Here is an 11,686-nt window from a genome sequence, read left to right as displayed (position 1 = left end):
CTTTTTTTTGATTAGCTATGCAAAAATAATTTATGCATCAGGGTCATTTTTGTTCCACCAGAGGAACCGAGCTAGTGCTGGTAGTACAATAATTGCACCAAGCATGTTAACAACGAACATAAACGTGAGCAGTATCCCCATATCCATCTGGAACTTAAGCGATGAGAACACCCACGTACTTACGCCAATTGCTAGCGTAACACCGGTAAACAACACTGCACTGCCGCGCTCTTTGAGCGCTGCAAAATAGGCTTCTTGTACCGTTGCACCCTGCTTCAACATAAGGCTTTTGGTCGATAGTATATAAATACCATAGTCCACCCCTATTCCCACACCCAGTGCGATAACTGGTAAGGTAGAGACGGTGAGACCAATTTGCAGGTAGGTCATCAATGCTTGGGCTAGCACAGACACTACGTACAGTGGTATAACAACCACTAATGTAGCGCGTATTGAACGGAAGCTAATTAAGCATAAAGCGATGACCGCACCGAATACATATAGCATCATTGGATCTTGCGCTTCGCTAACCGCTTCGTTCGTTGCCGCCATAACACCCACCGGGCCAGACGCTAAGCTAAACTTCATATCGTCAGTTTCATATTGTGTACGATAATCTTTAACGGCATCAACAACGCGAGAGATTGTTTCTGCCTTGTGATCTTCCATGAATAGAATGATAGGCATCACAGAGCAATCGCCGTTAAGCAGACCAGATGACGTCGGTACGCGAGAAATAGCCTGAACCAGTGTTTGTTGGTTTCGTGGAATAACCTGCCACTTCACATTGCCTTCGTTGTAACCCGCATTCACAATCTTAGCGACTGACGCTAAAGACACTGCCGACTGAACGCCTTTCGTATTCTCCATTTTCCACTGGAAGTCGTCCATGGCCTTCATCACATTATGTGACGTACATGCTTCAGGCGTGGTTTCTACCAAAATAGAAATGTAATCAACGGTCACTTCGTATTTATCGGTAATTAAGAAGGTGTCTTGGTTATACCGCGAGTCTTCGTGAAGCGCTGGCGCACCGGCATGTAAATCCCCTATCTTCATTTTTTGCGCTTGGAAGTGCCCAAACACAAATAAGATAGCGGTAATAGTTAATATAATTGCAGCGGGTTTCTTACGTGAACAAGCAGCAATCATATCCCACAACTTACTGTTCGCCTTTTCCTTTCCAGCAAATTTTTCTACATAGCGTTCGTCAAGCTTCAAGAAGCTCATCAATACAGGAAGTAACAGTAAGTTAGTTAAAATAATCACCGCTACACCCATACTCGCTGTAATCGCTAGCTCTCGGATGATGCCGATATCGATGACCAATAACGTCATAAAGCCAACGGTGTCAGAGAGCAATGCAATACCACCAGGCACAAGTAAACTTCTAAACGCTGCCATTGATGCTTTTTCAGCTCCAATACCCGTTACGGCCTGCTTCTCTACGGCATTTATCATTTGCACACCATGGCTTACACCAATGGCAAACACTAAAAACGGTACAAGTATAGACATGGGATCCATACCAAAGCCGATAGACGTGAGTAGCCCTAGCTGCCATATAACAGCGATGATAGAACATAGTAATGGCAACACGGTTAACATTAAACTGCGTGAAAAGAAGTACACCATGATTGCGGTAATGCCTATGGCAATAGCGAAGAATACAAGTACGTCTTTTGCACCATCAGCTACATCACCAATCATTTTGGCGAAACCGATGATATGAATTGAGGTGTCTTCGTTTTCATATTGGCCGCGAAGCTGCTCTTCTAACTCTGCCGCAAGGGCCAGTGTATCAAGGGGTTCGCCGGTCTGAGGGTCGATATCTAGCAATTGCGCTGTGACCATTGCACAGCTGTAATCGCTTGCAACCTGTCGTCCAACAATATTGGCTTTTTCAATATTTGCCGCAACCAGCTCCAACGCTTCTGGGTTAGATGAGTTAAAGTCTGCTGGAATTACAGGGCCGCCAGCAAATCCGCCCTCAACGATTTCGGTAAATCGAGTGGACGGCGAAAACAGCGATATCACCAATGAGCGATTGACGCCGTTGATAAAGAAAAGTTGGTCGTGGACATTTTTTAATGTGTCGAAAAAATTCTTGTTAAAAATGTCATCGTTTTTGTCGCATACGGACACGAGAATATTGTTTGCACCACCAAAATCTTGGCGGTGTTCAATATAGGTCTGCATGTATTCATGATTAAGAGGAATGTTTTTTTCAAAACCAGCGTCTAAACGCATTTGAGAAGCTTGATAGCCCAGAAACACCGTTGCGATAGCGAATAGTGCTACCACAAGCTTTCGGTTACTGAAGACTAATTTTTCGAGAAAATGGGTCATTGCTTTTATTCTGCTCTATTTTAAATTCAACGTTTTAACGCCATTCGCTGATACCGCGAGGTTCAGGCCTTTGAACTGCTTAGCATTAAGAATTGCTGCTTTATCCTCAATCTGTGATACCGAAATACCTTCACCAGGTTTGCAATCAACAGGGTTAGCGTAAGGATCCCGCATACTCGTCGGTATTGGTCTGTTAGCCTTCACCATTTTGCCGTTATTGCCAAGAGCATAGACAACAGAGTCTGAGCCAATAAGAATTGAATTTAGCGTACTGGTTGAACACGTTTGAATGTACTCCCATGACGATTCATTGTGATTAATGAACATATTGCCGCGCAAACCAACCGCTAGCACTGAATTATCATCAAGTGGCTTAATATCAAAAAACGAACCTGTGTAATCAACGCTGTAGCGGTTCCATGACTTGCCCATGTCGGTGCTTTTGGCCAGTAAACCGGCTTCACCCGCAAGATACAGGGTTGTGCCGTCTAACGTGATGCGGTTGATGTGCGGAAGAATAGATTCCAACTCTTGTTGATAAAAAGCTTCATCCTCTTTGCGAATGCTTTCTAAATATTCCCTGTCATAGGGATCGAGCAGGCTCGCATGGCGCTCTGTATTCCACGTTTTACCGCCATCTTCTGTGCGATAAAAAAGACCGTACGCACCAGCGGATACGCCATGCATTTCGTCAAAAAAGACAACATCAAGAAATGGACGCTGTAAATCTGGTTGAAAGTGTTGCACTTCCCACGATTCCCCTCTGTCTGGCGAATGAATAATAACCGCGTCGTGGCCAACGGCCCAGATATTGTCTCCGACTACAGTGGTAGCGGTAAGCGTCGATTGAGTTGGAACTCGTCGTTGTTCAAAAACGTCTCCGTTTTTAGAAGTAAGTACATGACCACGTTCACCGACAATAACAACAAACTGATCAGCGTCTATATCAAGTAAAACAGACTGTTCTACCAATGGTGCCATAAATACTTCTTCAGCGATTGCAGTGCTTACGTTATTGACTGCAAAGGCGGCGGCAATGCACGCTGCAATGGTTTTTCTCATATTGAACCATTCCCCCTAATAATAATTGTCTGCAAACAAAAACGGTTGGCAAGTGCCAACCGTTTGGTGTGTAAGCCGATTAGCGCATACCTTCTCGTCGCAGTGCTTGCGGCGTGAACTCAACATCTCGAGGACGTACAGAAAAGTCGTACATTTGCTCTTCGTTGTCTAAGCCAATGGCTAGGTATCTGCGAGAGTTCAAATCATGATACGAATCAAGTGTAGACCATTGCGTTGGTACTTCGTAATAGTTTACACCATATGCAAAGGCAACTCGATACAGTTCGCCACGATTATCATACATATCAGCAACTTGAATCTGCCAGCTATCCTCATCAATAAAGAATACGCGTTTTTGATAAATATGACGGAAACCTTCTTTCAATGTTGCTTCAACCACCCAAACACGGTGCTTTTCCCAACGCGTCAGGTCAGGGTTGACGTGATTTGGTGTAAGAATAGTTTCATAACTTGCGTTATTTGAATGTAATGCATAGTTGTTGTAGGCAACGTACATTTCTTGCTTACCAACTAAATTCCAGTCATAACGGTTTGGTGAACCGTTAAACATATCGAAATCATCGGTGGTACGCAGGCCATCAGCCGCCGTTCCCGGTGTATCGTAAGCAATGTTTGGTGCCAGGCGAACACGACGTTGTCCCGTATTATACGTCCACGCTTTACGCGGTTCTTTAACTTGGTCAACGGTTTCATGAACCAGTAAAGCTGTGCCTGCCAAACGAGCTGGCTGGGTCACTTTTTGCTTGAACATAAATAATACGTTTTCTTCTGTTAACTGCTCTGGCGTAGCGTTGTCTTCTGCATACTTAATAAGAAGCTGCTCGTCAAAACCAATCACGTTGTAGTCACCGCTGGTGGTTACTGCAGCTTGCCCACCGTTACGTTGAACCGCAGCACCACGATACCGCAGAATGTGATTCCATATTGCCTCTAACCCATTTTGTGGGATAGGAAAAGGAATACCAATCGCCGCGCCTTTAATACCATTTCCACCGTCTAACAACTCTGCGCGAGTCGCGTTTGCTTTCGTCGCGTCGTAAATATCCTGCGGGTTAGACGCGGAACGACGGGTTGGGTATACCGGCATACGGAAGGTTTCTGGGTATGTTTCAAACATCTTTATCTGTCCTTCAGACAGATGCTCAGAATACTCTTTGTAGTTCTTAGCTGTAATCTCAAACAACACTTTGTCTTCAGGGAACGGATCCGGGTGATGGTCGCCCACAGAATAACCCTCGGGTGCTGATGTAATACCACCTGTCCAAGCAGGAATACTGCCATCTGCATTGGCAGCAACTTCGCCACCCAGTGGGGTCAATTCTTTGCCCAGCTTACCGGCTTCGGCATCTGAAACTTTAGCCATGGCACTTGCCCCAGACAACGCTAGTGACAAGGCGGCCGCAATTATTCCTAATTTTCTAATCATAAGTACCACTCTCTAGATTGCATATCTGATGTTAAATGAAAGAAAGTCTCTGTCTGCTAACGCATTAGTGGTGCCAATGCCTCCCCAAAAAGCGCTGTAGGATGCTGTAGCCTCCCACTTACTTAAGTAGTCAAATGTCATAGAGAAAGCAGCAGACTTAACATCTTCTGTGAAAAGGAATAGAGGGTCGGGTGTAGTTCCCTCTACATCATGTGAAAACGTTGCTCTAAGTCGCAAATTCATACCGGCATAAATTGAATTATAATCGGCAACAGCAAGTAAACGATAACCCCAGGCATCGTCAGTTGCAAACGGATTGGTTTCCGGACCGTCAGATAATGCTTGATGTAAACCTTGACGCATGTTCCCTGTCGGAGTTGGTTCCAATGAAGGTGTTCTTGCCGTACCAGGTGCATTTAGCCTTACCACGTTTGGATCTGGCATATCAACAATATTGACATAACCTGCTTCACCAAGTAACACAAAGTTATCTGCACCAAATTTAGGGCCAAAAACGTGAGACGCGGTAAATTGCATTTGCCATGTATCCGAGAAGATAAAGCCTTGGGCTGTTTCACCAGGACCTACTGCTCTTCCAATGTTGTTTAATTGAGAAATGCCTTCAAGATCTGGACGCAGACCTGCGTTTGCAAGTTGTTCAGGCATTCCCATGTAAAGCAATTCAACGTCGTCTATTTGAAGAGGCTCATCAACTCGATAGGCAAATTCACCGGCTAATGCCGTAGTGCCAATGTTAGTGTTGAAACTCATACCGTAAAGCTTGATGTCTTCAGGATAGAAAAACTCAGACTTTGTAAACGCACGTAAATCTGTGATGTTGTCGCGCGTTATCTCGTTAGCTGCGATAAATGCAAGGTCAGCGCCGATACCAGCTTGTGTAAAGTCCGAGGTAACACCTGAAATAAGTGGACGCTGACTGTGGTAATTAATGTGGTAGAAGCTGAATTCAGTTTCGTTAATCTCTGGTGAAAACACAGTTAAACGCAAGCCGAACTGGCCTTGGTCATCTGCTTCATTGTGCGGGTCATCGCCAAAACCACGAACAGCAACCTTTGTTGGGTACGCTAGATAGGCTTGAGAAATATCAGCAGCATCTGCGCCAGAACGCAACAAGTCGCCGTAGCCGTTTAATGCTGTTAGCAAGTGTTCTAAATCAATGTCTGGGTTGCCACTGAAGCCAAGTTGAATATTTTGACGCTGACCGCCGTCCCCTGCGAAGTCGTTAGCCGCAAAATAACTACCTGAAACAGGAAGCCAACTGCGTTGGAACTCGTATTGGTAGTAGCCAGATATACTTACGTCAGACGTTAAACCTAATGACGCGTACACCATGCCAACGGGTAAAAATACTTCTCTTAACTCGGCGCCAGGGGCGCGAGCACGAGTAACATCTACTGGGTTGGTCGTATTAATACCATGTTGGATAAACGTGCTTTCACCCCAACTAATTACTTGGCGGCCAACACGTAATGTAAGCGGCTTGTCTCCTACCCACCAATCGCCGTAGAAAAAAGCATCATACAAACGCACGTCAGCGCAAAGCAAGTCCTTGGCTTCTGGGTCTTGACACAAATCATATTGGTTACCAGTAACAGGGTTGGAATAAGGGCGATCACCGTCCATCTGCTCAAAGTCATAGAACCAAAATCCGCGAGCAAAAAAGCCGTAGTTGCCAAAATTAACATCAAGTTCGTGAGTACCAGAAACCTGTGTTGCGAATGCGTCACCTGGATCATGCGCCAAATTTCCCAAATCGCCATTGGTCGAATAGCTACCATCCGCTAAACCCCATACATCACCGCTAGGATAAAGTGGATTGAAGGCAGCATGGTAACCAGACCAGTCGAATTGAGGATGGTTACTGTTACCGATTAAATCATAATCTCTCGCTTCCGTTCGAATACTTGTCGCAAGCGAGAACGTTGAATCTAACGTAATGCTTACATCACCTACTTGCCAATTAGCGGCGTGAGCAGGAACTGCGGCGGCACCTAGCAGAGTGAGAACCCCTGCAGCAATCGGTGAAATCTTAAAAGCGCTAGGCCTGTTTTTCATATTTTTTATACTCCCAAGTCGACGCGTGTGCATGCCCGACATCATGACCAACCATAACGATTAACAAAATCATTACATCATTTTGCCAGAACCGCAAGAACTAATCCTACCAGTTAACAACTTTTACAACATTAATCGTATCAAATAGTTATTGCTGTATGCCGAGTATAAAAGCCATTTATGCGCCTGCACAAAATTTAGCTTGAAAGTGGGTGGAAATCGTCCATTTGTAAATCTTTTTAGGCGCAAAGTTAATCCGACTTAGTATTTCTACCTACCTAAGGCGTTCTATAGCCCTTATTTTATTGTGCTGATCTACAATCATACGAAAGCGCCCTTTCACCCCGTCTGAGGTGATAAACTGGCGCAAACGATTGGTGGGAACCTGTACCCGAACCCCAGATTCTGCCATCATGACAACGCTTGGTAGTGCAGGCGAGTAAAGCGCCTCACACTGAGTGTAAGGCACACTTATTGAAAAATAAAACACGCTATCTGTTGGTTCAATCTGCGCCATAAGCAAGGCTCTTGCTCACTTTTTCAAACACATCTTTGCTCAACCCTTTGTGGTTAAGCAAACGACCTAGTTGTTCTTTCATTAGCATTTGATGTTCAATTGCAAAGCCCTGCCATTGGGTTAGCGGTGTTACAATACGAGCTGCAACCTGTGGATTTAACCCATCGAGCTTAAGCAAATAGTCAGTAACAAATTTATAGCCACTACCGTCTAGCGCATGAAACATCTCGCTATTATAAAACGCAAAGCTACCAATGACTGAGCGAACTCGATTGGGATTACTCATAGTAAACTGAGGGTGTTCACACAACATCGTTATGGTAGCGAAGATATCCTTAGATGCTTGCGTAGCGTGCAGCGCAAACCATTTGTCCAGAACAAGCGGATCGTTACTCCACTTTTGCTCGAACTTTGCCATGAGCGAATCAAAGGTGTCACGCTGACAAAATTGTGAGCCTCGCAACGCGCCTAGCGTGTCGGTCATGTTATCTGCTTGTTCAAACTGCTCAATAACAAGGCTTTCGTGCTGCGGTAACCGCGCCAAGTGTGCAAGAACAACATTCTTACAACGTCGCTGATTCACTGCATTCTGATTGTAAGCATACGGTGCACTTTCAATGCTATTGAATACGTCAAGCAATGATGACTCGAGATGTTGTGCAAATTGAGAACAAAATGCCTTTCGAGCGGCACTTAAGGTTTCAACGTTTATCGATGTTCTAGACTGGCAGAGCGTTTCAAATGAAGGAATAACCAGACATTCGCCAAGTAGCTCAACATTATCCTGCTCACGTGCAATGGCTTCTCTTATGCCAGCCCAAATATCGTCATCGATAGATTTGTTAGGACCACTTTCTAATTCACTGATACAGCGATTGTAGATAGACTGCATTGCATCCCAGCGATTAAATGCATCTTTGCCATATTTGAAAATGGTTAATAACGATGCAGTTGGTAACTCGTTATTCACTTTTGCAGGGGCTGAAAAGTTGCCTAACACCACCGGAGTCAGTGTTTTGTTTGGTGCATCGATGGTGAAGGACACCGATTCTTTATCTAAAATGATCATTCCATCATTAATGATGGCTTCATTGTCAGTGTATTGCACTCCGTCTTCGTCCATAACTTCCATTTTGATGGGCATGTATAACGGATGCTTTTCACTCTGGTCAGAGGTGGCCGGCGTATGCTGAGATAGTGTAATAGTATGCTTGCCATCCTCTAGCTTACTCTGCTTAACACTAACAATGGGAGTCCCAGACTGACTATACCAACGTGCAAACTGGCTAAGATCTAACGACGTTGCCGATTGCATAGCAGAGACGAAGTCATCGCAGGTTACAGCCTGCCCATCATGGCGTTTAAAGTATTCATCCATACCTTTTCTAAACCCATCTGGGCCAAGCAGTGTGTGGAACATACGAATAACTTCGGCACCTTTGTCGTACACCGTCACTGTGTAGAAATTGTTCATCTCTATCACTTCATCGGGTCGTATGGGATGGCTCATTGCACTTGCGTCTTCGGCGAACTGATGTTCGCGCATCACGCGCACATGCTTAATACGATTGCTAAGTTCTGACGTCATATCAGCGCTAAACTGCTGATCCCTAAATACCGTAAGTCCCTCTTTCAAACTAAGCTGAAACCAATCTCGACAGGTGACTCGGTTCCCGGTCCAGTTGTGAAAATATTCATGGGCAATAACCGCTTCCACATTAAAGAAGTCATCGTCTGTAGCCGTGTTTTGGTCGGCCAAAACAAACTTACTATTAAATACATTGAGGCCCTTGTTTTCCATGGCTCCCATGTTGAAAAAGTCTACCGCCACTATCATGTAAATATCGAGGTCGTATTCTAGACCGAAGACCTCTTCATCCCATTTCATTGCGCGTTTTAACGACGCAAGGGCAAACGTACCTTGGCTTTGCTTTCCCTTATCTACATAAAGTTCTAGCGCAACCTCTTTACCACTAGCTGTGGTAAACGTATCAGAGAGCATGTCAAAGTCGCCTGCTACTAAGGCAAAGAGATAACAAGGTTTCGGATGTGGATCGTGCCATTTAACAAAATGTTGGCCGTTGCTTAACTGCCCTTTGTCTACGGGGTTACCGTTGGAAAGTAGCATAGGAAAGGATGTATCCCCCACCACGGTTACCGTATAAACCGACAGCACATCGGGGCGGTCCATAAAAAAGGTAATACGCCTAAATCCTTCTGCTTCACACTGCGTGCAGTAGGCGCCGCCAGAGAGATAAAGACCCTCTAATGCTTTATTGTGCTCAGGTGCAATGGTGGTTTCAATCTCGAGCGTAAATTCATCGCTATCAACAGGAACAGTCAGTGATGAATCGTCAAGTACGTAACCATGGCTGTCATCATTTTTATGTGACAGTTCAACACCATCAATGATGAGTTTGTTGACAGGAAGATTATCGCCGTCTAGAACCAAAGCATCTTGATGACTGCCTTGTCTCTTTACACGCAGTGAGCTAAATACACGAGTTTCAGTTGGATGAAGCGTAATATGTAAATCGACGGTAGAAATAGTAAATGCCGGCGGCATGTAATCCGCCCTGCGTTTAATTTGAACTGACATAGAACTCCTTAATGAAGCGTCTATATAATGCTTATACGGACCCTTCGCTTTTCGTTTCAAATGTTGGCGGCGTTATCCGCAAAATTTTGATCCCCAAATAGGCGTAAACAATAGCAAGAAATGGGTTTATTAAGTTAAAGAACGCATAGAAAATATAATCAAAAGGATTGACTAGCAATACACTGTGCATGTATGCGCCGCAGGTGTTCCAAGGAATAAGTGGCGACGTTAGCGTGCCACCATCTTCTAAACTGCGTGATAGGTTGAGTTGGTCTAAGCCCCTTTTGGCATACTCTTCTTTGTACATGCGGCCGGGCATAACAATGGAAATATATTGGTCGGCAGTGACCAAATTTGTCGCGAAACACGTCATGATGGTACGACTTACCATATCACCAGCAGATTTTGCGCCTAGCAAAATGGTGGCCACAGCACGTTTGAGAAGACCTACTCGCTCTAACACAGCGCCAAAAGACATGGCACATATTATCAGCCATATGGTATTGAGCATTGAGGACATGCCGCCCCGAGATAATAGGCTATTTAAATTCTCATCAGGCGTCGAAAAGCTCACCCCATCGAACAACGCTGTCCACACCACCTTTAAAGCGCCAATATTTGCCGTATCGTCAGCATTAGTCATTGCAGCGATCACATCCCATTGGAATATAACAGCCCAAATGCCACCGAGTAATGCTCCGATAAAAACAGCGGGAAACGCAGGCATCTTTTTAATTGCTAAGGTGAGAAGCACAACAAGTGGCACAAGAAGGTGCCAACCAAGATTGAAGGACTCATTGAGAAGCTGCTGCATTTGCTCAATGCGCTCAGCTTTCGCTTCACCTACTTCACTAAACCCAATAACAGTAAACAGAATAAGCGCAATAACAAAGCTTGGAATTGTGGTCCAGAGCATGTAGCGAATGTGGTCGAAAAGATCGGTACCGGCAACTGCTGGCGCTAAATTAGTGGTTTCAGACAGTGGCGAAATTTTATCACCAAAATAGGCACCAGACACCACCGCCCCCGCGGTGATAGCCGCTGACATTTCCATACCTGCTGAAACACCCATTAGCGCAACACCCACTGTCGCTGCTGTTGTCCAAGAACTGCCTATGCTCATGGCAACCACTGCGCAAATTAAACACGTTGCGGCATAGAAAAACGAAGGGTTAAGAAGTTCGAGGCCAAAATAAATCAACGTAGGCACGGTTCCAGACAGCATCCACGTACCAATTAAGGAACCAACCGCGAGCAATATAAGACATGCACCCAATGACATTGAAATGCCATCGACTATCCCTTTCTCTATGGTTTTCCAGCTGTAGCCGTTTTTCATTCCAATAATGGCTGCCATACCCATTGCCAGCAATAAGGCTATTTGATTAGGGCCGTATGACGAATTATCTTCAAACAGATAAACAGCAGTTCCCATCATGAGAACCAGTGCAACAATAGGAATTAAGGCATCTAAAAGTGACGGTGTTTTTAACTCTTTATTAGTCATTGTTATTATTTTACTAAACCTTTTTTGAAAGCTATTTATTTTGCAAGCTTCGTAAATTAAGCGCTTTTAAAATTGAGAGCACTGATTTTAAAACTATTTACAGTCAAACGATTCGCTGGAAAATTTGCA

At 44.6% G+C, this 11,686-nt stretch carries 7 protein-coding genes; all 7 read right to left on the bottom strand.

The genetic code is table 11. The annotated features are described in order from the left end of the window. Positions 1 to 30 precede the first annotated feature (30 nt). The 7 genes from ACOJR9_RS09775 to nhaC all read right to left on the bottom strand — a co-directional run bounded on the left by ACOJR9_RS09775 (position 31) and on the right by nhaC (position 11,557). The gene (locus ACOJR9_RS09775; RefSeq protein WP_420932821.1) at positions 31 to 2,349 is read right to left on the bottom strand and encodes an efflux RND transporter permease subunit; all 2,319 of its coding nucleotides are present in this window, start codon (positions 2,347 to 2,349) and stop codon (positions 31 to 33) included. A gap of 15 nt (positions 2,350 to 2,364) precedes the next feature. Then, complete coding sequence (locus ACOJR9_RS09770; protein WP_420932820.1) at positions 2,365 to 3,411, bottom strand: WD40/YVTN/BNR-like repeat-containing protein; 1,047 nt, start codon at positions 3,409 to 3,411, stop codon at positions 2,365 to 2,367. A 79-nt stretch (positions 3,412 to 3,490) separates the two neighbouring features. Continuing rightward, entirely contained in the window at positions 3,491 to 4,858 is a 1,368-nt protein-coding gene (locus tag ACOJR9_RS09765; protein WP_420932819.1) for a DUF1329 domain-containing protein, read from the bottom strand. Between the two features lie 12 nt (positions 4,859 to 4,870). Further along, a complete protein-coding gene (locus tag ACOJR9_RS09760; RefSeq protein WP_420932818.1) occupies positions 4,871 to 6,934 on the bottom strand; it encodes a DUF1302 domain-containing protein in 2,064 nt (687 codons plus the stop codon). Positions 6,935 to 7,208: 274 nt separating this feature from the next. Next, complete coding sequence (locus ACOJR9_RS09755; protein ID WP_420932817.1) at positions 7,209 to 7,451, bottom strand: DUF2835 family protein; 243 nt, start codon at positions 7,449 to 7,451, stop codon at positions 7,209 to 7,211. Continuing rightward, entirely contained in the window at positions 7,438 to 10,050 is a 2,613-nt protein-coding gene (gene pepN / locus ACOJR9_RS09750) for an aminopeptidase N (protein ID WP_420932816.1), read from the bottom strand. Before pepN ends, ACOJR9_RS09755 begins: the two co-directional genes overlap by 14 nt. A gap of 31 nt (positions 10,051 to 10,081) precedes the next feature. Beyond that, positions 10,082 to 11,557: a Na+/H+ antiporter NhaC gene (gene nhaC, locus ACOJR9_RS09745; RefSeq protein WP_420932815.1), complete on the bottom strand. Its 1,476-nt coding sequence runs from the start codon at positions 11,555 to 11,557 to the stop codon at positions 10,082 to 10,084. Positions 11,558 to 11,686 lie beyond the last annotated feature (129 nt).

The sequence above is a fragment of the Alteromonas ulvae genome, assembly GCF_048987005.1.
In the GTDB taxonomy this organism is placed as follows: domain Bacteria; phylum Pseudomonadota; class Gammaproteobacteria; order Enterobacterales; family Alteromonadaceae; genus Alteromonas.
The sequence above is the reverse complement of the archived record's forward strand: the minus strand, read 5'-3'. Positions and strand labels throughout refer to the sequence as shown.